The following is a 25,544-nucleotide window of genomic DNA, read 5'->3' on the forward strand; positions in this document are numbered from 1 at the left end:
CGCCCCCCCCCCCCCGCGCGCCCCCGCCGCCCCCCCCCTGCCCGCCCGCGGCCGGGGCCCGGCGGTGGGGCCGGCCCGGCGCGTGCCGCGCCGCGCGCCCCCGGGCCGCGTGCGGCGCGGCACCGTTCCCGGCCGTCACCGCCCGTGCAGAAACGTTCCTTCAATCCGTCGTGTCCGTGGGCTCAGGCTCGCCCCAGACCTGCCGGACCCGCTGCCGACGCCGTCGCCGGCCGTGGCGACGAGGTCGTGGCCGAAGCCGTGATCAGGCGGTTGCGGGCTCGTCCCATGAGCTCTTCGCGTTCGTCCTCGGTGAGGCCGCCCCATACGCCGTAGGGCTCGCGTACGGCGAGTGCGTGTGCCGCGCACTCCGCGCGTACCGGGCACCGCATGCAGACCTCTTTCGCCGAGTTCTCACGCGCACTCCGTGCCGCGCCGCGCTCTCCCTCGGGGTGGAAGAACAGGGAACTGTCGACTCCGCGGCAGGCCGCGAGCAGCTGCCAGTCCCACAGATCGGCGTTGGGTCCGGGAAGGCGGGAGAAATCTGCCATTGCGCTTGTCCCCTTGAAACCGTGTCGAACGGATAGGTGGGCGGGTGGATGGCTGATGAACCGGGGGCCCTTCACCCCCCATGGGTCTCGCGTACCCGCTCCGGCGGGTTCGATCCGACCGTACAACTACTGTCTAAGTAGATGTAAATATGACTCATTGCGAATCTAGCCACAGACACCTCAAAAAGGGAAGAAATCCCGCTAAATGGGGCATAGCTTCCACTGAAGGACGGATGACCTGCGACGCTCTCCTCCGCGTTCGCTCCCTCACGTAGAGTGCCGAAGGCGGCCGTCCGACCCGTAACTCTTTCGAGTGACCGTCGTTGAGAGTGCGGAGGCGGTTGAAGGAACAAGCGCTCGGGCAGGTGTCCGAGGGCGTCAACCGCACAGGTGACGATACGTACCAGCCCTGGAGGCTCTAGGTGACGCGCAACAGCTGCGGAGGGCGGCCATGACATCCGTCCTCGTCTGCGACGACTCCCCGCTTGCCCGAGAGGCTCTTCGCCGCGCGGTCGCGACCGTGCCCGGTGTGGAGCGCGTGACCACCGCGGCCAACGGCGAGGAAGTCCTCCGCCGCTGGGGCGCGGACCGCTCGGACCTGATTCTGATGGACGTACGCATGCCCGGTCTGGGCGGCGTCGAGACCGTGCGCCGGCTGCTCTCCGCCGACCCCGGCGCCCGCATCATCATGCTGACCGTCGCCGAGGACCTGGACGGTGTCGCCCTCGCGGTCGCCGCCGGTGCCCGCGGGTACCTGCACAAGGACGCCTCGCGCGCCGAGCTGCGGGCCACCGTCACGCAGGCGCTCGCCGACCCGACCTGGCGGCTCGCCCCGCGCCGGCTGCGGTCGGCCGAGATGGGTGCGGCGCCGACGCTCACCGCTCGGGAGATCCAGGTGCTCGAAGGCATGAGCCACGGCCGGTCCAACGCGGAGATCGGGCGCGAGCTCTTCCTCTCCGAGGACACGGTCAAGACGCACGCGCGGCGGCTGTTCAAGAAGCTCGGCGCCTCGGACCGGGCGCACGCCGTCGCCCTCGGTTTCCGCTGGGGCCTGGTCCGCTAGGACCTCTCGTGACCAGGACGGTCGGCCGCGTCCCCGTCCGCCGTGTGCGGGCGGGGCGGCAGTCCGGGGCTCCGCGAAGGCGGCGGGAGAGGTCTCGGATGAGCGGGCTTGTGTCACTTCCGCGCGGGATGCCGCATCCTTGAGGGTGTGGAGTTCCTCGGGGACGAGTCGATCGAGCGGAAGGGGAGGGCGCAGGAGATGAGTTCCGGCGCACCTGCTCATAACGCTTCGGTGCACAACTATGGACGCGGTGCCACGGATTCTGAGGCGTCAAGGCACCATGGAGTGATGCGCGACGACGAGACCACGGTGATCGGTGCACTCGTTCACCGTGCCGTCGAGGGCGACGCACAGGCCACGCACGACCTTCTGGCGCGCGTGCACCCGCTCGCCCTGCGCTATTGCCGTACGCGGCTGAACCGGCTGCCCGGTGATGCTCGCCACTTCGTCGAGGACCTGGCGCAGGAGGTCTGCGTCGCCGTCCTGATGGCGCTGCCGCGCTACAAGGACACGGGCAGGCCCTTCGAGGCCTTCGTCTTCGCCATCGCCGGACACAAGGTCGCCGACCTCCAGCGCGCCGCGATGCGGCACCCGGGCTCGACGGCCGTCCCGTCCGACGAGATGCCCGAGCGGCCCGACGACTCCCTGGGCCCGGAGGAACGTGCGCTGCTCAGCGACGATGCCGAATGGGCCAAGAAGCTCCTCGCCAACCTCCCGGAGAACCAGCGGGAGCTGCTGGTGCTGCGGGTGGCGGTGGGTCTCACGGCCGAGGAGACGGGGCAGATGCTCGGCATGTCCCCGGGGGCGGTACGGGTCGCGCAGCACCGCGCGCTCAGCCGGCTCCGGGCGCTGGCCGAGCAGTAAGGGTCGGCGAGGGCCGGTGGCCCTCACGTACACGTACGAACGTCCAAAGCTGCTCTCTGATCTTGATCGTGGAATGAGACACCGTCGAGGCCCGTTAGCATGGACATCCGCACCGATCAAGGCCATCTGGGGAAGGTGTCATGACTGCCAACGTCGACGGAGTGCCCGAGAAATTCGCGACACTCGGGCTGACCTACGACGATGTGCTGCTGCTGCCCGGCGCGTCGGAAGTGCTGCCGAACGCGGTCGACACCTCGTCCCGCATCTCGCGCAACGTACGGGTGAACATCCCCCTGCTCTCCGCCGCGATGGACAAGGTCACCGAGTCCCGCATGGCCATCGCCATGGCGCGGCAGGGCGGCGTCGGCGTGCTGCACCGCAACCTGTCCATCGAGGACCAGGTCAACCAGGTCGACCTCGTGAAGCGCTCCGAGTCCGGCATGGTGACCGACCCGATCACCGTCAACCCGGACGCCACGCTCGCCGAGGCGGACGCGCTCTGCGCCAAGTTCCGGATCAGCGGTGTCCCGGTCACGGACGGCTCGGGCAAGTTGCTCGGCATCGTCACCAACCGTGACATGGCGTTCGAGTCCGACCGCGGCCGTCAGGTCCGCGAGGTCATGACGCCGATGCCGCTCGTCACCGGCAAGGTCGGCATCAGCGGTGTGGACGCCATGGAGCTGCTGCGCCGCCACAAGATCGAGAAGCTGCCGCTCGTCGACGACGCCGGTGTGCTCAAGGGCCTCATCACGGTCAAGGACTTCGTGAAGGCCGAGCAGTACCCGAACGCGGCCAAGGACTCCGAGGGCCGCCTGATCGTCGGTGCCGCGGTCGGCGCGAGCCCGGAGGCTCTGGAGCGCGCCCAGGCGCTGGCCGCCGCCGGTGTGGACTTCCTGGTCGTGGACACCTCCCACGGTCACAACAGCAACGCCCTGAGCTGGATGGCGAAGATCAAGTCGACCGTGAAGGTCGACGTCATCGGTGGCAACGTGGCGACCCGTGACGGCGCCCAGGCGCTGATCGACGCCGGTGTCGACGGCGTCAAGGTCGGCGTCGGGCCCGGCTCCATCTGCACCACGCGCGTGGTCGCCGGTATCGGCGTCCCGCAGGTCACCGCCATCTACGAGGCCGCGCTCGCGGCCCGCGCGGCCGGCGTCCCGGTCATCGGCGACGGCGGCCTGCAGTACTCCGGCGACATCGGCAAGGCGCTCGCCGCCGGTGCCAGCACGGTGATGCTCGGCAGCCTGCTCGCGGGCTGCGAGGAGTCGCCCGGCGAGCTCCAGTTCATCAACGGCAAGCAGTTCAAGTCGTACCGCGGCATGGGCTCGCTCGGCGCCATGCAGTCCCGCGGCCAGGGCCGGTCGTACTCGAAGGACCGCTACTTCCAGGCCGAGGTCGCCTCCGACGACAAGCTCGTGCCCGAGGGCATCGAGGGCCAGGTGCCCTACCGCGGCCCGCTCGCCAACGTGCTGCACCAGCTCGTCGGCGGTCTGCGCCAGACGATGGGCTATGTGGGTGCCGCCACCATCGACGAGATGGAGTCCAAGGGCCGGTTCGTCCGGATCACCTCGGCGGGCCTCAAGGAGAGCCACCCGCACGACATCCAGATGACGGTCGAGGCACCGAACTACAGCAGGAAGTAACACTGCGCGACGCGTGGGGCGGTTCCGGCATGTGGCCGGAACCGCCCCACGCGCGTGTGTCGGGGATACTGGTAGGCGCAGACGTAGAGGGAAAGGCCACACATCGTGACTGAGATCGAGATCGGGCGCGGCAAGCGCGGCCGCAGGGCGTACGCGTTCGACGACATCGCCGTCGTACCGAGCCGGCGCACCCGGGACCCGAAGGAGGTCTCGATCGCCTGGCAGATCGACGCCTACCGCTTCGAGCTCCCCTTCCTGGCCGCCCCCATGGACTCGGTCGTGTCGCCGCAGACCGCCATCCGGATCGGCGAGCTCGGCGGCCTCGGCGTGCTGAACCTCGAGGGCCTGTGGACCCGCTACGAGGACCCGCAGCCGCTGCTCGACGAGATCGCCGAGATGGACGAGGCCACCGCGACCCGCCGGCTGCAGGAGATCTACGCCGCTCCGATCAAGGAGGAGCTGATCGGTCAGCGCATCAAGGAGGTGCGCGACTCGGGCGTGGTCACCGCCGCCGCGCTCTCCCCGCAGCGCACCGCGCAGTTCTCCAAGGCCGTCGTCGACGCCGGCGTGGACATCTTCGTCATCCGCGGCACCACGGTCTCCGCCGAGCACGTCTCCGGCGCGGCCGAGCCGCTGAACCTCAAGCAGTTCATCTACGAGCTGGACGTCCCGGTCATCGTCGGCGGCTGCGCCACGTACACCGCGGCCCTGCACCTGATGCGCACCGGCGCGGCGGGTGTCCTGGTCGGCTTCGGCGGCGGCGCGGCGCACACCACGCGCAACGTGCTCGGCATCCAGGTCCCGATGGCGACCGCGGTCGCCGACGTGGCCGCGGCCCGCCGGGACTACATGGACGAGTCCGGCGGCCGGTACGTGCACGTCATCGCCGACGGCGGTGTGGGCTGGTCGGGCGACCTGCCGAAGGCGATCGCCTGCGGCGCCGACTCGGTCATGATGGGCTCCCCGCTGGCCCGCGCGACCGACGCGCCGGGCAAGGGCCACCACTGGGGCATGGAGGCCGTCCACGAGGACGTGCCGCGCGGCAAGCTGGTCGACCTGGGCATCGTCGGCACCACCGAGGAGATCCTCACCGGTCCGTCGCACATCCCGGACGGCTCGATGAACTTCTTCGGCGCCCTGCGCCGCGCGATGGCCACGACGGGCTACAGCGAGCTCAAGGAGTTCCAGCGCGTCGAGGTGACGGTCGCGGACTCGCAGCACAAGCGCTGACGCGTTCTCGTACGTCGCGCTTCTCGTACGTACGGAGAGGGGCCCCGCACCGGGTGGTGCGGGGCCCCTCCCTTGTGCGAGGTCAGAGTCAGAGGCGGTGGGCCGCGCCCGCCGGGGTGGCGCCTCGGGTGTCGAGGAGGAGCTGGGCCTTGACCGCCAGGCCCTGGAGGTCGTACGTGCGGTGGTGCTGCAGAAGCACCGTCAGGTCGGCGTGGGCTGCGGCCTCGTAGAGCGAGTCCGCGCGGGGGACCGGGAGGTCGCGGACGCGCCAGTCCGGGATGTGCGGGTCGTGGTAGCTGACCACGGCGCCGAGGTCCATCAGCCGGCGGGCGATCTCGTCGGCCGGGGAGCTCTCGCGGTCGGCGAGATCGGGTTTGTACGTGATGCCGAGCAGAAGGACCCGGGCGCCCCTGGCCGACTTGCCGTGCTCGTTGAGGAGGGTCGCGCAGCGCTGGACGACGTAGCTCGGCATGCGGTCGTTGACCTGGCTCGCCAGCTCGACCATGCGGAGGGGGCGGTGGGGGCCGACGCTGTCGACGGGGACGCCGTGGCCGCCGACGCCGGGTCCTGGGCGGAAGGCCTGGAAGCCGAAGGGCTTGGTCTCGGCACAGCGGATGACGTCCCAGAGGTCGACACCGAGTTCGTGGCAGAGCACCGACATCTCGTTGACCAGGGCGATGTTGACGTGCCGGAAGTTGGTCTCCAGGAGCTTGACCGTCTCGGCCTCGCGCGGGCCACGCGCGCGTACCACCTTGTCGGTGAGCCGGCCGTAGAAGGCGGCGGCGGACTCCGTGCAGGCGGGGGTGAGCCCGCCGATGACCTTGGGGGTGCCCGCGAAGCCGTGCGCGCGGTTCCCGGGGTCGAGGCGGCCGGGGGAGTACGCGAGGTGGAAGTCGCGGCCGGCGCGCAGCCCGGAGCCCTCCTCCAGGACGTCCCGCAGCACACCTTCGGTGGTGCCGGGGTGCACGGGCGATTCGAGCAGGACCGTCGTGTGCGGGCGTAGCCGGGCGGCGAGGGCGTGGGCGGCGTCGAGGACGGCGGTCAGGTCGAGGGTGCGGTCCGGGGCGAGCGGGGTCGGGGCGCAGATGACGGCGGTGCGGACCCGGCCGAGTTCGGCCGGTTGGGTGGTGGGCCGGAAACCCCCCGAGAGCATCCGGCGGATCTCCGAGGCGGTGAGCGAGCCGTCGACGGGCGGGCGTCCCGCGGCGAGTTCGGCGACGGGCCGGGGGTCGGTGTCGTAGCCGATGGTGTCGATGCCGGCGGCGGTCGCTGCCTGGGCGAGGGGGAGTCCGAGGTGGCCGAGGCCGATGACGGCGAGGTCAGCGGGCATGGGGTGGTGGGCCGTCCTTCCCTGTAGCCGGAGGGGACGAGACGCGCAAGCCCGGTGGACAGAACGAGGCGAGCGCAATGTCAGACTAGGCGTAAATATGACCGATATGCCGCATTGCGAGGCCAAAGGTCGCCGAGTGTTATCCACAGGCGGTGGCTGAAGTCGGAGGCCGGGGCCAGAATCGAGTCTGTGGGCCCGATCAGGCGGGGGACGACGGGAGGCAGCGGTGAGGACAGCGACACTGGGACCGGCCGAGCGCGCCGAGGCGCTCGCCGCCATGGCCGAGCGGGAACTGGACGTGCTGGTCGTCGGCGCCGGGGTGGTCGGCGCGGGGACGGCCCTCGACGCGGTCACGAGAGGACTCTCGACCGGTCTCGTCGAGGCCCGCGACTGGGCGTCCGGCACGTCGAGCCGGTCGAGCAAGCTGATCCACGGCGGCCTGCGCTATCTGGAGATGCTCGACTTCGCGCTGGTGCGCGAGGCGTTGAAGGAGCGCGGGCTGCTCCTGGAGCGGCTCGCACCCCACCTGGTCAAGCCCGTCCCCTTCCTCTATCCCCTCCAGCACAAGGGCTGGGAGCGGCTCTACGCGGGCTCGGGCGTCGCGCTGTACGACGCGATGTCCCTTTCCTCGGGCCACGGCCGCGGCCTGCCGGTGCACCGCCACCTCTCCCGCCGCAACGCCCTGCGGGTGGCCCCCTGTCTGAAGAAGGACGCCCTGGTCGGCGCGTTGCAGTACTACGACGCCCAGATGGACGACGCCCGCTTCGTCACGACCTTGGTCCGTACGGCCGCGAGCTACGGAGCGAAGGTCGCCAGCCGCGCCCGGGTCATCGGCTTCCTGCGTGAGGGCGAGCGGGTGGTGGGCGCCCGGGTCCAGGACGTCGAGGCGGGCGGCGAGTACGCGATCCGGGCCAAGCAGCTCGTGAACGCGACCGGGGTGTGGACCGACGACACCCAGGCGCTCATCGGGGAGCGCGGGCAGTTCCATGTACGGGCGTCGAAGGGCATCCATCTGGTCGTGCCCAAGGACCGCATTCACTCCAACAGCGGACTGATCCTGCGGACCGAGAAGTCCGTGCTGTTCGTGATCCCGTGGGGACGGCACTGGATCGTGGGCACCACCGACACCGACTGGGACCTGGACAAGGCCCACCCGGCCGCCTCCAGCGCCGACATCGACTATCTCCTGGAGCATGTGAACAGCGTGCTCGCGGTGCCGCTCACCCGGGACGACGTCCAGGGCGTCTACGCCGGGCTGCGGCCTCTGCTGGCCGGCGAGTCGGACGCCACGAGCAAGCTCTCGCGCGAACACACCGTCGCGCACCCGGTCCCCGGCCTGGTCGTCGTGGCCGGAGGGAAATACACGACCTACCGGGTGATGGCCAAGGACGCCGTGGACGAGGCCGTGCACGCGCTCGACCAGCGGGTCGCCGCCTGCGTCACGGAGGACATCCCGCTCCTGGGCGCCGAGGGCTACAAGGCGCTGTGGAACGCGAGGGCCAGGATCGCGGCAAGGACCGGGCTCCACGTCGTGCGCGTCGATCATCTGCTCAACAGGTTCGGTTCGCTGACGGAGGAGATCCTGGAGCTCATCGCCGCCGACCCCGGCCTCGCCGAGCCGCTGGCGGGCGCCGAGGACTATCTGCGGGCCGAGATCGTCTACGCCGCCTCGCACGAGGGCGCCCGGCACCTGGACGACGTCCTGACCCGGCGCACCCGGATCTCGATCGAGACCTTCGACCGCGGCACGCGCAGCGCGCGGGAGTGCGCCGAACTGATGGCCCTCGTGCTCGGCTGGGACGAGCTGCAGATCGAGAAGGAGGTGGAGCACTACGAGAAGCGGGTGGAGGCGGAGCGCGAGTCGCAGCGGCAGCCGGACGACCTGACGGCGGACGCGGCCCGGCTCGGTGCCCCGGACATCGTGCCGCTCTGAGCCGTTCCGGCCGGTCGGTACGAACTCCGCGTCCGGGAGGGGACGTTGACGGCGGCGTGCGGCATCCTGTCCGTACGGGTGCGGAACCCGAAGGGGGTGCGCCGGCGTCGGGTGTCGGAGTGGGAGCGCTTTCCTGCGAGGCCGTCCTCTCGGAGTGCGGACCCGGGAGCGGGAACGGTCCCGGGGTGAGAGACAATGGGCTCTCTTCCAGGGCGGGTTACCGCATCGCGCGACAAGCGGCGGACGCGGGCGAAGATCAGGGATCGCAGAGGGGACGCATGTCGGAGGCGGAGCAGTCGCGGGACACGGCGCGGGACCCTCGGCGGGACGCCGGCGCGGGTGCCGGAACCGACGGCGACCGGGGCGTGGTCCCCGCGGCACGTGAGGCGGAGCAGGACGTGAAGTCCGGCGCGGAGCCGGACGTGGACACGGGCGTGGGCGCGGAGACGGCCGGCGAGGCGGCCGAGGCCTCGCCGCTCGGCGCGGCGGAGAAGTCGCCCGAGCCGGAGAAGTCGCCCGAGCCGGAGAAGTCGCCCGAAGCCGCGAAGAAGACGGACGCCCGGCCGGCCGACACGGCGACGACGTCGTTCCGGAAGTCCGGGGCGTCGGCGAGCGGTGGAGTGGCGGCCGAAGGGCGGCTGCTCTCCGGGCGGTACCGGCTCGACGGGGTGCTCGGGCGCGGCGGCATGGGCACGGTGTGGCGCGCGGTCGACGAGACACTCGGCCGGACCGTGGCCGTCAAGGAGCTCCGTTTCCCCACCAGCATCGACGACGAGGAGAAGCGACGCCTCATCACCCGGACCCTGCGCGAGGCGAAGGCCATCGCCCGGATCCGTAACAACGGCGCCGTGACCGTCTACGACGTCGTCGACGAGGACGACCGGCCCTGGATCGTCATGGAGCTGATCGAGGGCAAGTCCCTCGCCGACGCCGTCCGCGAGGACGGCACGCTCACCCCGCACCGCGCCGCCGAGGTCGGCCTCGCCATCCTCGACGTGCTCCGTTCCGCGCACCGCCAGGGCATCCTGCACCGCGACGTGAAGCCGTCCAACGTGCTCATCGCCGAGGACGGCCGGGTCGTCCTCACCGACTTCGGCATCGCGCAGGTCGAGGGCGACCCGTCGATCACCTCCACCGGCATGCTCGTCGGCGCGCCCTCGTACATCTCGCCCGAGCGGGCCCGCGGCCACAAGCCCGGTCCCGCCGCCGACATGTGGTCGCTCGGCGGACTCCTGTACGCGAGCGTCGAGGGCAGCCCGCCGTACGACAAGGGCTCCGCGATCGCGACGCTGACCGCCGTGATGACCGAGCCCGTCGACCCGCCGAAGAACGCCGGGCCGCTGCTCGAGAAGGTCATCTACGGCCTCCTCGCCAAGGACCCCGACCAGCGGCTCGACGACGCCGGCGCGCGCGTGCTGCTCCGCGCCGTGCTCGACGCTCCCGTGCCGGTCGTGGAGCCGGAGCCGTCGGCCGAGGCCACCAGGGTCGTCCCGCTGCCGCCGGTTCCCCCGGAGCCTCCGAAGCAGCCGAAGACGGGCGCGCGCGAGTCGGCCCTGGACGCCGGCGCCGAGCGGATGCGCGGCGCGCTGAAGTCCGTACGGAACGCGGCCGCGACGGCGCGCTCCGAGCCGCGGCCCAAGCCGGAGCCGATCCAGGGCGGGCACAGGCCGGCGCAGCCGCGGGCCTCGCTCACCGACGTCGTGCCGCGCCGCACGCTCGTCATCATCGCGGGGATCGTGGTCCTCGCCCTGCTCGGCACGATCCTCGCCGTCGCCCTCGGCGGCGGCGACGAGAAGGACAACAAGGGCGGCGGCAAGGGCACCGACAAGACGGCCTCCGCGGGCGCCACCGCCGGCAACGGCGAGACCGCCACCCAGGGCAAGGGCCAGACCCCGAGCGACCCCGGTCAGCAGGGTGGCGAGGAGTCGGCGGACCCGGGCTCCGGCTCGGACTCCGGCTCCGGCTCGGGCTCCGGCGGGCAGAGCGGTACGCCGTCCGGCGATCCCGGCGCGGGCACGCCGGGGGCGCAGCTGCCCGCCGGCTACACGATGGTGACGAACGCCCGGTTCCACTTCTCGATGGCGATGCCGGCCACGTTCAAGCTCAACGCCATAGCGGGCCGGAACTCGGGCGGGATCTTCAACGCCGGCGGCGGATACCCGCGGGTCCAGGTCGACTACAACGACAGCCCGAAGGACGACGCGGCCGCCGCGTGGAGCGCGGCCATGGCCGCCGTGGCCGCCAGCAGCAACGACTACCGGCACATCGGCATCAAGCCCGTCGCGTACAAGGGCTACCCGACGGTCGCCGACTGGGAGTTCGAGCGCACCGAGAAGGGTATGCGCGTCCGGATACTGAACCGTGGCTTCAAGGTCGACGCCACCCACGGCTACTCGATCATGGTCAGCTGCAAGGCGGACGAGTGGGACGGCCCCGCGTGCAAGACCCTGCGGGACACGGCGTTCGCCACGTTCAGCCCCAAGGACTGACCGGCGCCACGTATCGTGAGAGGCCGTGGACCGTACGCAGCCGAAAAGCATCGACAACTGTGCGGTCCCGGACCGGTTTTGACGGGTTCGCGCAATCCGCGCGGCCCGCGCGGATCATGAGCTGAGCGGGATCCGTGCGACCCGGGGGACAGCGCGCTCGGTGGGGAGGCGTCGTGGAGGACTACGCGGGACGGGTGCTCGCCGACCGCTATCGCCTGCCCGTACCGCCTCAGGACGCGTACGAACTCGTCGAGACCCGCGCCTTCGACACCTACAGCGGGCAGGAAGTCCTGGTCCACCAGGTGCCGTTGCCCGAGGTGATCGACGCGGAAGTGGTCGACGAGGACGGCCGGGGATACGCCCCGTACGGGGCGAGTTCCGGCCGGGCGACCCGGCGTCCCGCCGACCCGGCCGTGCGCCGCGCCGTCGAGGCCGCCCAAGCCGCCGCGCAGATCCCGGACCACCCGAGGCTCGACCAGGTCTTCGACGTGTTCGCGGAGGCCGGTTCGCTGTGGATAGTGAGCGAACTGGTCGCCGCGAGACCGCTCGCCGCGCTCCTCGCGGAAGGGCCGCTGACCCCCTACCGCGCGGCCGAGATCGGCTCCGACGTCCTCACCGCCCTGCGCGCGCTGCACGCCCACGGCTGGACCCACCGGAACATCACGCCCCGGACCGTCCTCGTCTGCGACGACGGGCGCGTGGTGCTCACCGGCCTCGCGGCGGGCGCGGCGGAGGAGGCCCTCTGCGGCTACGCGCCGGTGCCCTTCGCCGACGAGGACGAGCGCGCGGGCGACGGGGAGTACGGCGGGGACTACGGCGGGGGCTACGACGGGGAACACGGCGGCGAGTTCGGCGGCGAGGGGGGTGACGGCGACGGGGGCGGCGCGTGGCCCGTCGCGCCCGAGGCCGCGGCGGGGCCGGAGCACGGCGCTGCTGACGCGCCCGCCCCGCGGCCCGAACTCCCGGCCCCGCCCGCAGCCGCCGCTCCGCCGGCCGTCGCGCCGCCTGTCGCCGACGTCCGGGCCGCCCGCGCGGGCGCCATCGCGGCCTACCGGGCGGGCGCCCGCGCCGCCGCGCACATCGGCGAGACCGGGGTCGTCCCCGTACAGCGCCCGACCGCCGATCCCGATCCCGAAGCCGCCGGCGAATCCGCGGCCCCGCACCCCGTGATGCCGCCCGCGCCCGCCCCGGTGCCCGCCCAGGGCCTCGGTCCCGAGCCGCACTGGTGGTCCCAGACCGGGGACGACGAGGACGAGGACGACGTCGACGAGGACGAGTACCCGGCGCCGTACGGCAAGGGCTACGGCGACGAAGGCGGCGGCCCCACGCGCGCCATGCTCGCCGGCACCTGGAGCGACGGCCCGCACGCCTCGCGCGACTCCTCCGCTCCCGTCCCCGCGGGCGGTGGCGGCCCCGCGCTGCCCGCCCTGCCGGCCGGTTACACCCCCGCGCAGCTTCCGGACCCCGAGCCCGTCCCCGTCCCCGTACCGGCCTCCGGCGGCTGGGACGGAGGGGCCGGGCCCGGCGAGGCGTCGCTCGCCGTCTACCGGGGTCCCGCCACCCGGCTCGCCGCCGAGCGGGCCCGCCAGGCGCGGATCGCCGTCGTCGGCGCGGTCACCGAGCGCTGGGCGCCCGAACAGGCAGGGCCGGTCCACGAGAACTGGCGCCTCGCCCCGCCCATCGGCCCCGCCACCGACCTCTGGGCGCTCGGCGCGCTCCTCTACCGTGCCGTCCAGGGCCACGCCCCGTATCCCGAGGACAGCGCCGCCGAGCTGGTCCAGCTCGTCTGCGCCGAGCCCCCCGCCTTCGCCGAGGAGTGCGGCCCGCTGCGGCCCGTCGTCGAGTCGCTGTTGCGCCAGGACCCCACCGAGCGCCCCGACTTCGAGGAGCTGAGCGGCTGGCTCCGTTCCCTCGTCCGCTCCGCGCCCGAGCCGGACGCGGGCGTGGGTGTCGTGCCGCTGCCGTCGGTGGACGAGACGAAGCTGCCGATCGTACGGCGCCGCGGCGAGCTGGTGCGCAGACGGCGCGGGGGAGCGGCGGGCGGTCGCCATCGCCACCGCAAGGGCAGGGGCCGGCAGGAGACCGGCGCCCGCGAGGAGCCGCGACAGGAGTACCGGAGCGAGCAGCAGAGGGAGCGCCAGAAGGAGCACCAGAGGGGGTTCCAGCCGGAGTTCGGGTCGGAATTCCCGCACGGGGGCGCGCGGGACCATCTCCACGAGGAGCGTTTCCACGAGGAGCTTCCGCAGCGTGCCCCGCGCGCCCCGCGCCCGCCCCGGGCGCCGCGTGGCGGCGGGGGCGCCGGTGCCCGTTCCCCGCGCTCCCTCGGCCTGACGCTCCTCCTGGTGATCCTGCTGCTGCTCGTCGGCGTCATGGCGTACGCCGTGCTGTTCCTGCCCAAGGACGGCGCGGAGGGCCGGCGGCCTGCCGGGCAGTCCGTCACGCCGACCGGCGGACCGACGTCCGCGCCGGGCGGGACCGCCGGTCCGAAGCCCGGTTCCCCGCCCGCGTCCACCCCCGGCGCCAAGCCGAGCACGCCGAGGACGACCCCGCCGGCCGCCACCGCGAACCCGAGCGCCGCCGCCCTCGCCCCCGGGTACACCCTGCGCAAGGACCCGGAGGGCTTCGAGGTCGGAGTCGCCGAGGGCTGGCGGCGCAGTCCGATCAACGACGCCGGGCAAATCCGTTACACAGGGGGCGATTTCGTCCTCCTGGTCGTCCCCGGCCGGGACACCGTGCAGGCCAACGGCTCGGACCCGATGGCGTACCAGCGCACCAAGGAGCGCGAGCTCCAGCCGTGGCGGGACTCCTCCTGGTCGAGCGCCTCCGGGCTGCGCCGGATCGAGGTCGGGCAGCAGGTCATGGCGGTGGGCCAGTTCACCTGGCAGGACAGCACGGGGCGTGAGGTCTTCGTCCGCAATCTGGCCCTGATCGAGGGCGGCCGCTACCACGTCGTGCAGGTCATCGGCCCGGAGAGCGAGCGCGACAAGGTGTCCGAGATCTACGACCAGGCGGTGAAGGCCTACCGGGCGACCCGCTGAACGGCTCGCCGCGGGGCGCTCCGCCGCTCCTCGCCGGTCACAGTGCTGTTCCTTTGTCAGCCCCGAGGTTCCGTCCCCGGTCTCCCCCTCCGTAACCTGGCATCCGAAGGAACAGGCGGGGGACAGTGGAACATTCTCAGGGCACGGACACGGGCGCGGGCCTACTGCTGGCCGGACGGTACAGACTCGGCGAGACCATCGGTCGCGGCGGCATGGGCAAGGTCTGGCGGGCGCACGACGAGGTCCTGCACCGGGTGGTGGCGGTCAAGGAGTTGACGGCGGGTCGGTTCGTCGCCGAGGCCGACCGCCTGGTGCTGCACGCCCGGACGCAGAAGGAGGCCCGCGCCGCGGCGCGGATCACCCACCCGGGCGTGGTCACCGTGCACGACGTCCTGGAGCACGACGACCGGCCGTGGATCGTCATGCAGTACGTCGACGGGCCCTCGCTCGCGGACGCCGCGAAGGAGGCCGGCACGATCGAGCCGCGCGAGGCGGCCCGTATCGGGCTGCACGTGCTGGGCGCCCTGCGGGCCGCGCACGCCGCCGGGGTGCTGCACCGTGACGTCAAGCCCGGCAACGTGCTGCTGGCCCGCGACGGGCGGGTCCTGCTCACCGACTTCGGCATCGCGGCGATCGAGGGCGACTCGACGATCACCCGGACCGGCGAACTCGTCGGCTCCATCGACTATCTGGCGCCGGAGCGGGTACGGGGCGGCGATCCCGGCCCGGCCTCCGACCTCTGGTCGCTGGGCGCGACGCTGTACACGGCGGTGGAGGGCACCTCGCCGTTCCGGCGGACCTCGCCGATCAGCACCATGCAGGCGGTCGTGACCGAGGAGCCCCCGCACCCGGCGAAGTCGGGCGCGCTGGCCTCCGTCATCGTCGCCCTGCTCCGCAAGGACCCGGCGGACCGGCCGGGCGCCGACGAGGCCGAGCGGATGCTCCTGGACGCCATGGAGGGCCGTACCCCGGACGCGGCCCAGGCGTACGTCCCGACGCAGCGGGTCGGGCACGTGGAGCTGAGCTCCGTGACCACCCCGCTCCCGGCGGAGAGCGCCCCCGCGTCCGCGGCCACCCCGCCGTCCCCGCCCACCCTGGTGCCCAGGACCGCCGGTCACGAGCCCAAGGGCCGTGGCCGGTGGCGTACGGCGGTCCTGGCGGCCGTCCTCGCCGGCCTGCTCGCCGGTGGAGCCGTCTTCGCGGCCATGAACTACTCCGGGGGCGGCGAAGGCGGGCGGGACACGCAGGGCGACCGGGCCACGCAGCCCGCGGTGACGCCGGAGGGCGAGGCGGGCGTGCCCGCGGGCTGGCACCGCGTCGTGGACCAGAAGGGCTTCAGCCTGGTGGTGCCCAAGGGCTGGAAGCGGCAGACGGAGGGCGACAGCGTCGACTACACGCCCGACAACGGCCGGCACCGGATCCGGATCAGCATCGACCGCACGCCCGACTTCGAGAACCCGTACATGCACGTCCTCGACCTGGAGAAGACGCTGAAGAAGCGGCTCCAGTACAAGCGGCTCCGGCTGAACCAGAACACCTACCGGGACCAGGTCCGCTCCGCCCGGTGGGAGTTCACCTGGTACGAGAAGCAGGAGTTCCCGGGCCCGAGGCACGCCATCGACCAGCTGTACTTCGGGGACGACGGCACGGAGTACGCCGTGTACATGGCGTCACCGGAGTCGAGCTGGGAGACCACGAGGGAGCAGTTCGACGTCGTCCTGCAGCACTGGCGGGCGCCGGGCGAACAGTAGGACCGAGGAACTCGTGGAGCGGACGGAATCGCACTCCCGGCCGACCGTAAGCCCCTGATCAGGGCTTATATGCCAGTGATCGCTGGCGCGATTGTGCGCACCCGGTGAAAACGCGTTACCGACGGGTACCCAAAGGCCGGAATGCGGCCTACTCTCGCCCTCATGACGGACTCGCAGGCACGCGCCACCACGGTCACGGCCACCACCACCCCCGGCACGAACCCCCTCGCGCCCTCGCCGGCCGGCGCCCGTACCGCCGCCGACGTGGTCACCCCGGAGGTGGTCGCCCAGCTGACCCGCGGTGTCGCCGGTTCCGGCCGCACCGCGAACCACACCCCCTTCACCGGGGAGAAGCTGGCCGACCTGCCCGAGTCCACCCCCGAGGACGTCGCCGAGGCCTTCGCCCGCGCCCGCGCCGCCCAGGGCGCCTGGGCCGCGACCCCCGTCAAGGCTCGCGCCGCCGTGCTGCTCCGCTTCCACGACCTGATCCTCGAGCGCCAGGCCGAGGTCCTCGACCTCATCCAGCTGGAGACCGGCAAGGCCCGGCTGCACGCCCACGAGGAAGTCCTCTCGGTCGCCGTCGCCGCCCGCCACTACGGCCGCAAGGCCCCCTCCTACCTGCGCCCCAAGCACCACACCGGCGTCGTACCGACCCTCACCAAGGTCACCGAGCTGCGCCAGCCGCGCGGTGTCGTCGGCCAGATCGCGCCCTGGAACTACCCGCTGGAGCTGTCGGTCGGCGACGCGCTGCCCGCCTTCGTCGCCGGCAACGCGGTCGTCATGAAGCCCGACACCGAGACCGCGCTCACCGCGCTGTGGGCGCGTGACCTGCTCATCGAGGCCGGGCTGCCCGCCGAGGTCTTCCAGGTCGTCATCGGCGAGGGTCCGGTCGTCGGCCCCGAGGTCGTCAACCACGCCGACTACGTCTCCTTCACCGGCTCCACCCGTACCGGCCGCCAGGTCGCCCAGGGCGCCGCCGCCCGGCTGGTCGGCGTGACCCTCGAACTCGGCGGCAAGAACGCCATGCTGGTCCTCAAGGACGCCGACATCGAGAAGGCCGCCGCCGGCGCCGTCCGCGCCTGCTTCTCCTCGGCCGGCCAGCTCTGCATCTCCATCGAGCGGCTGTACGTCCACGAGTCGGTCGCCGACGACTTCGTCGCCCGCTTCGCCGCCCGCACGAAGGCGATGCGCCTCGGAAACTCGCTCTCCTACGGCGCCGACATGGGCTCCCTCGTCGGCGAGCGGCAGCTGGAGACCGTCACCCGGCACGTCGAGGAGGCCGTCGCCAAGGGCGCCAAGCTCGTCGCGGGCGGCGTCGCCCGCCCCGACATCGGCCCGCTGTTCTACGAGCCGACCATCCTCGACGGCGTCGAGGCCCCGATGGCCGTCTGCACCGAGGAGACCTTCGGACCGGTCGTCTCCATCTACCGCTTCAAGGACGAGGACGAGGTCGTCGAGCTGGCCAACGGCACCCCGTACGGCCTGAACTCCTCCGTCTGGACCAAGGACTCCCGGCGCGGCCACGCCGTCGCCGCGCGGCTGCGCACCGGCACCGTCAACATCAACGAGGGCTACGCGCCGGCCTACGGCAGCGTCCAGGCGCCGATGGGCGGCATGAAGGACTCCGGGCTCGGCCGCCGTCACGGCTCGGAGGGCATCCTCAAGTTCACCGAGGCCCAGACCGTGGCCCAGCAGCGGCTGATGCCGATCGCGCCGTCCTTCGGGATGGACGACGAGAAGTACGCCGCGTTCATGAGCCTGTCCCTGAAGGCGATGAAGGCCCTGCGCCTGCGCTGACGCACACCGCCCGATTCCGCACCTTTTCGTACGAGGAGAGCCATGACCGCGGTACCCCCTTCCCGAAATCGGGAGCAGGAAGAGGACGACGCGTACGACTACGACGTCATCGTCGTCGGTTCCGGCTTCGGCGGCTCGGTCACGGCCCTGCGCCTGACCGAGAAGGGCTACCGGGTCGGTGTCCTGGAGGCGGGGCGCCGTTTCACCCGGGACGAGCTGCCCAGGAACTCCTGGGACCTGAAGAACTTCCTCTGGGCCCCCGCCCTCGGGCTCTACGGCATCCAGCGCATCCACCTGCTCGGCAACGTCATGGTCCTGGCCGGCGCGGGCGTGGGCGGCGGCTCGCTGAACTACGCCAACACCCTCTACGTACCGCCCGCGCCGTTCTTCGAGGACCCGCAGTGGCGGGACATCACGGACTGGCAGGACGAGCTGGCCCCGTACTACGACCAGGCCAAGCGGATGCTGGGCGTCCGGCTCAACCCGACGATGACCCCCTCGGACGTCCACCTCAAGGCGACCGCGCAGGCCATGGGCATCGGCGACACCTTCCACATGGCGCCGGTCGGGGTGTTCTTCGGGGACGGCGAGGACGCCGGTGGCGCGGTGAAGACCGCGCCGGGCACGGAGGTCCCCGACCCGTACTTCGGCGGCGCGGGGCCCTCGCGCAAGGCCTGCACCGAGTGCGGCGAGTGCATGACCGGCTGCCGGCACGGCGCCAAGAACTCCCTCAACGAGAACTACCTGCACCTCGCCGAGAAGGCCGGTGCCGTCGTCCACCCCATGACCTCCGTCGTCGCCCTGACGGAGGACTCGCGGGGCGGCTACGCCGTCAGGACCCTGCCCACGGACAACCGGAAGAAGGGGAAGGGCCGTACCTTCACCGCCCCGCGGGTCGTCGTGGCGGCCGGTACGTACGGCACGCAGACCCTGCTCCACCGGATGAAGGACACCGGGCTGCTGCCCCGGATCTCCGCCCGGCTCGGCGAGCTGACCCGGACCAATTCGGAGGCCCTGGTCGGCTCCCAGACCACCGACCGGCGCTACCGCAGGAAGCACGGCGCGGAGAAGGTCGACTTCACCCGCGGGGTCGCGATCACCTCGTCCATCCACCCGGACGAGAACACCCACATCGAGCCGGTCCGCTACGGCAAGGGCTCCAACGCCATGGGCGGCATGACCGTCCTGCAGGTGCCGTACGGCGCCCATCGGGTACGGAACTGGCTCCTGGAACTGGTCAAGCACCCCACCCTCGCCGTCCGCTCCCTCTCCAACCGCCGCTGGTCGGAGCGGACCATCATCGGGCTCGTCATGCAGTCCCTCGACAACTCCCTGACGACGTACCGCAAGGCGGGCGGCATCGGGAAGGGCCTGCTCACGGCCCGGCAGGGACACGGCGCGCCGAACCCGAACCAGATCCCCGAGGCGACCCGGGCCGCGTCCCTGCTCGCCGAGGAGATCAACGGCTTCGCCGGCTCCAACATCGGCGAGCTGATGGGTACCCCGCTCACCGCGCACTTCCTGGGCGGCTGCCCGATCGGCGCGGACGCGGAGTCCGGTGTCATCGACCCGTACCACCGGCTCTTCGGCCACCCGGGCATCTCGGTCGTGGACGGGGCGGCGGTCTCCGCCAACCTCGGGGTCAACCCCTCGCTGACGATCACGGCGCAGGCGGAGCGCGCGATGTCCCTCTGGCCCAACAAGGGCGAGGCGGACCCGCGCCCCGGCCAGGGCGAGGCGTACGTCCGCGTCGCGGCCGTCGCCCCGAAGGCCCCGGTGGTCCCGGCGGACGCCTTCGGCGCGCTGAAGCTGCCGTTCCTGGGGATCCCGGCGGTCCCGCCGAAGAAGGCGTAGGACATACGGGGCTCGGGGCCCCGGACATGGAAGAGGCGCTGCACCCCCCTCCGAGTGCAGCGCCTCTCCAGCTTTTAGGTGGTGCTGCATGCATGACCTGTGGCCAGGGGGATTGGTTGTAGGCCAGAACAGGAAATGTCGTGTGACACGCGTCACATGACCATGTGCCCGCGTGCGCAGGCATGCGCAAGGGCCCCGTGGCGCGATTCCGGTCGCGGCACGGGGCCCTTGGTGATCGGCACCGGTGTCAGGGCAGCGGCGGTGCCGAGGGGGAGCGCGGCGCCGGGGGTGCGCCGCGAGGAGCCTGTGGGGAGGGAGGGACGGGTGGTGTGGGGGTGTGTTCGTCTGGACCGGTTGCGGTCGGCCCCGGGCGTCCCCGGGGCCGACCGCCCTTTCTGGGTGACCGGGCTGCTGTCCCCTGCCGTCCGGTCACGCGCGCTGGGGCGAGGTCCCACGACGTACTTGCGGTACGTCACACGCCCCAGCGAAGCCACGCGTGGTTTTTTCGGGCCCGCCCCTGGCTGGCACGGACAACGGGACCAACGAAGGGGTGCGGGAGCCGGTCACGCGCCGTACGGGTGAGAGCGGGCCCGAACTCAGGTCCGCAGGGTGCGCGCTCAGATGCGGCCCCGGCAGAGCTCCAGCATCGTCATCGCGAGCGCCGTGCCCGGCTTGCCCAGCGCGTCCCTGTAGTGGCCGAGCACCTCCATCTCGCGCGCGAGGTTCACCCGACGGCCGCCCGAGCCGATCCGGGCCTCCTGGATCACGGCCGAGACGGCCATCCGTTCCTGGATCAGGCCGATGATCCGGTCGTCGAGCGCGTCGATCCGCTCGCGCGCGTCGCCGATGAGCGCGGCCGCCTCGTCGGTGCGGGCGCCGGTCTTCTCGGTCGTGCCGGTCTTCTCGGTCTGCGTGGTGGTGGTGGCGGTCATCGTGGGGCTCCTCGTCGTGGTGTCGGGTGCCCCGGAGCGACACGGCCCGGAAACGACAGAACGCCCCGGGCCTTGTCGGCCCGGGGCGCCTGGGAAGTCGCTTGTCAGTTGCTCAAGCAGCACGACCATGGCAGCCGGACGGGCCGGTGCCATAGGTAAAGACGAAGGTCGTGAGCTTGCGCATGCGGACAGTATGCCCCCCGCCGCGGGGCAGGGGACAAACCGGGTTCGGATGGTGAGACGAAAAGTGACACCGGCGCGCCGGTAGAATCGACAAATAGCCCCCCTTCGGGGGAGCCCTCGGAACACCCCCTCCCTACCGCCGGAAGGCCGCCGTAGTGTCATCAGCGACTCCCGCTGCCGCGCCCGACGTCACCAACCCGGACGTAGTCCTCGTTGTCGACTTCGGGGCTCAGTACGCCCAGCTCATCGCCCGTCGCGTCCGTGAGGCGCGGGTCTACAGCGAGATCGTCCCGTCCACCATGCCGGTGGCCGAGATGCTGGCCAAGAAGCCGAGGGCGATCATCCTCTCCGGCGGCCCGTCCTCCGTGTACGCGGAAGGCGCCCCGCGCCTCGACCGCTCCCTCTTCGAGGCCGGCGTGCCCGTCTTCGGCATGTGCTACGGCTTCCAGCTGATGGCGACCACCCTCGGCGGCACCGTCGACAACACGGGCGCCCGCGAGTACGGCCGTACCCCGCTGCACGTCTCCAAGGCCGGATCGACCCTCTTCGAGGGCACCCCGACCGAGCAGTCCGTGTGGATGTCGCACGGTGACGCCTGCTCCGCCGCCCCCGAGGGCTTCGCCGTCACCGCGTCCACGGACGTCGTGCCGGTCGCCGCCTTCGAGAACGACGAGAAGAAGCTGTACGGCGTCCAGTACCACCCCGAGGTGCTGCACTCCACGCACGGCCAGCAGATCCTGGAGCACTTCCTCTACCGGGGCGCCGGCATCGAGCCGTCCTGGACCACGGGCAACGTGATCGAGGAGCAGGTCGCGGCCATCCGTGAGCAGGTCGGCACCAAGCGCGCCATCTGTGGTCTCTCGGGTGGCGTCGACTCCGCCGTGGCCGCCGCGCTCGTGCAGAAGGCCATCGGCTCGCAGCTGACCTGCGTGTACGTCGACCACGGTCTGATGCGCAAGGGCGAGACCGAGCAGGTCGAGAAGGACTTCGTCGCCGCGACCGGCGTCCAGCTGAAGGTCGTCGACGCGCAGGAGCGCTTCCTCTCCGCGCTCGCCGGGGTCTCGGACCCCGAGGAGAAGCGGAAGATCATCGGCCGCGAGTTTATCCGCGTCTTCGAGCAGGCCCAGGCCGAGATCGTCGCCGAGTCGGCGGGCGCCGGTGAGGACGTCGCGTTCCTCGTCCAGGGCACGCTCTACCCGGACATCGTCGAGTCCGGCGGCGGCACCGGCACCGCGAACATCAAGTCGCACCACAACGTGGGCGGCCTCCCCGAGGACCTGGAGTTCGAGCTCGTCGAGCCGCTGCGCCAGCTGTTCAAGGACGAGGTCCGCATGGTCGGCCAGGAGCTCGGCCTGCCCGAGGAGATCGTCCAGCGGCAGCCGTTCCCCGGCCCCGGCCTCGGTATCCGGATCGTCGGCGAGGTCACCAAGGACCGTCTGGACCTGCTGCGCGAGGCCGACGCCATCGCCCGCGAGGAGCTGACGGCCGCCGGTCTCGACCGCGAGATCTGGCAGTGCCCGGTGGTCCTGCTCGCCGATGTGCGCTCCGTGGGCGTCCAGGGCGACGGCCGGACGTACGGCCACCCGATCGTCCTGCGCCCGGTCTCGTCCGAGGACGCGATGACGGCGGACTGGACGCGGATGCCGTACGACGTGCTCGCGAAGATCTCGACCCGGATCACGAACGAGGTCGCCGATGTGAACCGCGTGGTGCTCGACGTGACGAGCAAGCCGCCGGGCACCATCGAGTGGGAGTAGTCGCTCCCGTACGCGTGTGAGACCGCCGCCCCCGCCGTCCGGGGGCGGCGGTCTCGTCGCTTCTTCGGAGTGTTCGGCGCGTTCGGCGTGTGATCTGTCTGGTCAGTTGAGGGGTCCGGCGTTACCTTCCCGCGCATGACCGAGACACCGACACCGACACCGGCTCCGTCACCGACAGCGGCTCCGGCACCCGTACCCGTCGATCGGCTCCACGTCGCGATGCCTCCCGTCCACGAGACCGTCGACGAGGAGCGGACGTACCGCAAGCAGAGACTCGCGGGCGCGCTCCGGCTCTTCGCGCGGTTCGGGTACGAGGAGGGCGTCTCCGGCCATGTGACCGCCCGGGATCCCCAGTACGCCGACTGTTTCTGGGTGAACCCCTTCGGCGCGCCCTTCGCCGAGCTGACCGCGAGCGACCTCGTCCTGGTCAACGGGGACGGGCAGGTCGTGCGGGGCGCTGCACTCGTGAACCAGGCCGCCTTCGCCGTCCACGCCGAGGCGCACCGGGCGCGGCCGGACGTGGTCGCCGTCGCGCACAGCCACTCCACGTACGGGCGGGCGCTGGCCGCGCTCGGCGAGCTGATCGAGCCGATCACGCAGGAGGCCTGCGCCTTCTACCAGGACCACGCGCTCTACGACGCCTACACCGGTGTCGCCGTCGACCGTGAGGAGGCCCGGCGCATCGCCGTCGCCCTCGGCCCGTACAAGGGGATCGTGCTGCGCAACCACGGGCACCTCACCGTCGGGACCTCGGTCGACGCGGCGGCCTGGTGGTTCATCGCCATGGAGCGGTGCGCGCGGGTGCAGCTGACCGCGCGGGCGGTGGGCAAGCCGGTGCCGATCGGGCACAAGGACGCGGTCGCCACCCGGGAGCAGCTCGGCGCGGATCTCGCCGCCTGGATCAACTACCAGCCGCTGTGGCGCCGGATCAGCCGCGCGGAGCCCGAACTGCTGTCGTAGAAGGTGGCCTTAACTGTCCTTACGTCAATGTGATGACGGTTCAATCACTCGCGCGCGGGGCGCTCGGAGCGGACCGGAGGCTGTTCGATGCGGCACAATTCCCAGGAATCAACGCTCAGTTGACTGAAGATCGGCCCCTGTCGACGGCCGGACGGTCGGCGGACGGATCGGGAAGTGAATGCCGTGGCGGTGCAAGAGGCGAGACAGTGCCATGACCACGCGGGGTGCGCGGAGAGCGGTCGCGCGGGACACCGGCGTGCCGTCGCCGCCTTCCTCGCCCGGCGGGACGAACTCGCCGCCGGCGAGGGCGTTCCCGCCGCCGTCGCGCATTCGCCCGGTGCCTCGCGGCAGTGGGTCTCCGACGCACTCGCCCAGTCGGCCCGCTCGGTCGCGGCGGGCGGCCGTGGCGCGGGTGAGGCCTGGCTGCGGTCGGTCCGGTCCGCGACCCTGGGCGTCGTCTGGGGCCTGGTCGTCGCCCTGCTGCTCGCCCAGGCTCTGACCGCGATCGGCGCGGGCTGGACGGGGCCGCGCACGGCCGGTCTGGTCGCCGCGCTGGTCCTCGCCGTGCCGCTCACCTTCGCCGCCCACGCGCACCGGGCGCGCGGCGGGGTCCTGGCCCCGCTGATCGGGGAGGACAACCGGCTCTCCACCTCCCGCGCGGTCGCCGCCTGCTGGCTGCTCCTCGCCGTGTACGTCGTGGTCTTCCTGGCCCTGCGCCTGGCCACCGGCGACATCGACCGGGTCGGCCTCGGGGTGCGGCACGGCGCGGGACTGCTCACCGTCTTCGCGCTGACGGCGGCGGTCGCCGTCGGCGCCCGCCGGATCGTGTGGGGCCGGGTGGCCGGCAAACGGCTGCAGAAGGTGCCCGCCGACCGGCCGCGCGCCGCCGACCTGCTGTGCGACGACGACGGCCGTGCCGCCCTCACCGACGTCGCCTACGTCCTGGCCTCCGGCGCCGTCCTCGTCCTCGCCGCCGTGCGGCTCGGGCGCGCCCCCGACCGGCTGCCCGAGGTGCCCTGGGCGCTCGTGCTCCTCGTCGCCGTCGCGGCGGCCGGCTACCTCGCCGCCCTGTGCACCCAGGGCGGCCGGCCCGTCATCCTCTCCGTCGTCCGCTCCCGCGAGGCCGGCGACCTGGACTCCGCGATCAGGACGGGCGACGACATCGAGATCAGGGGCGTCGGCTTCGTACCGCCCGGCGCGTCCGGTCCGGACGCGTTGACCCGACTGGTCGTGCGCGTCGGAGCCGTCCACGCCCACGTCCCCCTGGTCCCGGTCCCGGGCGGCTTCGCCAACCCCACGGACTCCGTCCTGACCGTCCCGCTCCCGGTCGACGTGGAGCCGGGGCGGGTCGAGGTGTGGGTGGTGACGGCCTCGGGCGTGGAGACCGATCGGGTCACCATCGACATCGTCGACTGAACACGCGCGGCGTCCTCCACGTATCCACAAGGAGGGGGTCCGGGGACAATCGGTTCTGCGGACAGTGTCGTGGAGAGGCAGGCCGACGATGTCACAGCGGAACGACGGACCGACGTGGGCGGCGGGGGCGCCGGGGGCGAGACCGGCGGGGGTGTCCGGGCGGATCGCCGCCTGGAAGGAGCTCGGGTCGCGGTACGCGCTGCTGCCGCTGCGCCTCTTCCTCGGGGTCACCTTCATCTACGCCGGCCTCGACAAGATCACCGACTCCGCCTTCATGGCCGACTCCGGCACCGGTTCGATCGGCGAGATGATGCGCGGCGTCCGGGACAGCTCGGCCATCCCGGCCCTCGTCGACCTGGCGCTCAAGAGCCCCGTCGGCTTCGGCTACGCCATCGCCCTCGGTGAGCTGGCCGTCGGCATCGGCACCCTGATCGGCCTGTTCGCCCGGGTGGCCGCGCTCGGCGGGGCGCTGATCTCGCTCAGCCTCTGGCTGACGGTCAGCTGGCAGGCCACCCCCTACTACTACGGGAACGACCTCGCCTATCTCATGGCCTGGCTGCCGCTCGTGCTGGCCGGGGCGTCCTCCTTCTCGCTCGACGCGTTCCTCGCCGAACGACGGCGCACCCGGTAGGCGACCCAGGTCGCCAGGGCGGCCACGCCCAGGCCTCCGCAGAGCACGGGGATCACTCCGTACCAGGGGATCGCCCAGGCGTTCGCGGCGTCGCCCCCGTACATCACGGCGAGCGCGAGGGCGGT

17 protein-coding genes are annotated in these 25,544 nt (G+C 72.2%); 14 read left to right on the forward strand and 3 right to left on the reverse strand.

Features of this window, described 5'->3' with window-relative positions:
- Positions 1-182 precede the first annotated feature (182 nt).
- On the reverse strand, positions 183-548 hold the full coding sequence (locus ACF09C_RS32640) for a WhiB family transcriptional regulator (RefSeq protein ID WP_362425159.1): 366 nt from the start codon (positions 546-548) through the stop codon (positions 183-185).
- A gap of 451 nt (positions 549-999) precedes the next feature.
- On the opposite strand from ACF09C_RS32640, the gene ACF09C_RS32645 reads away from it, so the two are divergent.
- From ACF09C_RS32645 to ACF09C_RS32660, 4 genes are all read left to right on the forward strand, one after another.
- Positions 1,000-1,611 carry a response regulator transcription factor gene (locus ACF09C_RS32645; protein WP_003948568.1) on the forward strand — a complete coding sequence of 204 codons (612 nt, stop codon included), beginning with the start codon at positions 1,000-1,002 and terminating at the stop codon, positions 1,609-1,611.
- Positions 1,612-1,899: 288 nt separating this feature from the next.
- The gene (locus ACF09C_RS32650) at positions 1,900-2,475 is read left to right on the forward strand and encodes a sigma-70 family RNA polymerase sigma factor (RefSeq protein ID WP_362013722.1); all 576 of its coding nucleotides are present in this window, start codon (positions 1,900-1,902) and stop codon (positions 2,473-2,475) included.
- 140 nt (positions 2,476-2,615) lie between these two features.
- Positions 2,616-4,118, forward strand: a complete 1,503-nt coding sequence (guaB, locus tag ACF09C_RS32655) for an IMP dehydrogenase (RefSeq protein ID WP_392096732.1) — start codon at positions 2,616-2,618, stop codon at positions 4,116-4,118.
- Between the two features lie 105 nt (positions 4,119-4,223).
- Positions 4,224-5,348 (forward strand): GuaB3 family IMP dehydrogenase-related protein, encoded by a 1,125-nt coding sequence (locus tag ACF09C_RS32660; RefSeq protein WP_362362002.1) that lies wholly within the window; start codon positions 4,224-4,226, stop codon positions 5,346-5,348.
- A gap of 88 nt (positions 5,349-5,436) precedes the next feature.
- Here ACF09C_RS32660 and ACF09C_RS32665 read toward each other — a convergent pair whose 3' ends face one another.
- Positions 5,437-6,678, reverse strand: coding sequence for a nucleotide sugar dehydrogenase (locus ACF09C_RS32665; RefSeq protein ID WP_392096734.1), 1,242 nt, complete (start codon positions 6,676-6,678; stop codon positions 5,437-5,439).
- Between the two features lie 226 nt (positions 6,679-6,904).
- On the opposite strand from ACF09C_RS32665, the gene ACF09C_RS32670 reads away from it, so the two are divergent.
- The 6 genes from ACF09C_RS32670 (at position 6,905) to ACF09C_RS32695 (ending at position 19,540) form a co-directional block, all read left to right on the forward strand.
- Positions 6,905-8,611, forward strand: a complete 1,707-nt coding sequence (locus tag ACF09C_RS32670) for a glycerol-3-phosphate dehydrogenase/oxidase (RefSeq protein WP_392096735.1) — start codon at positions 6,905-6,907, stop codon at positions 8,609-8,611.
- A gap of 278 nt (positions 8,612-8,889) precedes the next feature.
- Entirely contained in the window at positions 8,890-11,100 is a 2,211-nt protein-coding gene (locus ACF09C_RS32675; protein ID WP_392096737.1) for a serine/threonine-protein kinase, read from the forward strand.
- Positions 11,101-11,273: 173 nt separating this feature from the next.
- On the forward strand, positions 11,274-14,138 hold the full coding sequence (locus ACF09C_RS32680; protein WP_392096739.1) for a serine/threonine protein kinase: 2,865 nt from the start codon (positions 11,274-11,276) through the stop codon (positions 14,136-14,138).
- A gap of 125 nt (positions 14,139-14,263) precedes the next feature.
- On the forward strand, positions 14,264-15,889 hold the full coding sequence (locus ACF09C_RS32685; protein ID WP_392096741.1) for a serine/threonine-protein kinase: 1,626 nt from the start codon (positions 14,264-14,266) through the stop codon (positions 15,887-15,889).
- Positions 15,890-16,051: 162 nt separating this feature from the next.
- Entirely contained in the window at positions 16,052-17,686 is a 1,635-nt protein-coding gene (locus ACF09C_RS32690; protein ID WP_392096742.1) for a succinic semialdehyde dehydrogenase, read from the forward strand.
- Between the two features lie 42 nt (positions 17,687-17,728).
- A complete protein-coding gene (locus ACF09C_RS32695) occupies positions 17,729-19,540 on the forward strand; it encodes a GMC oxidoreductase (RefSeq protein ID WP_392096743.1) in 1,812 nt (603 codons plus the stop codon).
- Between the two features lie 617 nt (positions 19,541-20,157).
- Here ACF09C_RS32695 and ACF09C_RS32700 read toward each other — a convergent pair.
- Entirely contained in the window at positions 20,158-20,472 is a 315-nt protein-coding gene (locus ACF09C_RS32700; RefSeq protein WP_392096744.1) for a chorismate mutase, read from the reverse strand.
- Between the two features lie 338 nt (positions 20,473-20,810).
- On the opposite strand from ACF09C_RS32700, the gene guaA reads away from it, so the two are divergent.
- The 4 genes from guaA (at position 20,811) to ACF09C_RS32720 (ending at position 25,419) form a co-directional block, all read left to right on the forward strand.
- Positions 20,811-22,412: a glutamine-hydrolyzing GMP synthase gene (gene guaA, locus ACF09C_RS32705; RefSeq protein WP_392096745.1), complete on the forward strand. Its 1,602-nt coding sequence runs from the start codon at positions 20,811-20,813 to the stop codon at positions 22,410-22,412.
- Positions 22,413-22,547: 135 nt separating this feature from the next.
- Positions 22,548-23,372 carry a class II aldolase/adducin family protein gene (locus ACF09C_RS32710; RefSeq protein WP_392096747.1) on the forward strand — a complete coding sequence of 275 codons (825 nt, stop codon included), beginning with the start codon at positions 22,548-22,550 and terminating at the stop codon, positions 23,370-23,372.
- A 183-nt stretch (positions 23,373-23,555) separates the two neighbouring features.
- Positions 23,556-24,788 (forward strand): hypothetical protein, encoded by a 1,233-nt coding sequence (locus ACF09C_RS32715; RefSeq protein ID WP_392096749.1) that lies wholly within the window; start codon positions 23,556-23,558, stop codon positions 24,786-24,788.
- 88 nt (positions 24,789-24,876) lie between these two features.
- Positions 24,877-25,419, forward strand: a complete 543-nt coding sequence (locus ACF09C_RS32720) for a DoxX family protein (protein WP_392096751.1) — start codon at positions 24,877-24,879, stop codon at positions 25,417-25,419.
- Positions 25,420-25,544 lie beyond the last annotated feature (125 nt).

Source organism: Streptomyces sp. NPDC014870, assembly GCF_043081505.1.
Classification (GTDB): Bacteria; Actinomycetota; Actinomycetes; order Streptomycetales; family Streptomycetaceae; genus Streptomyces.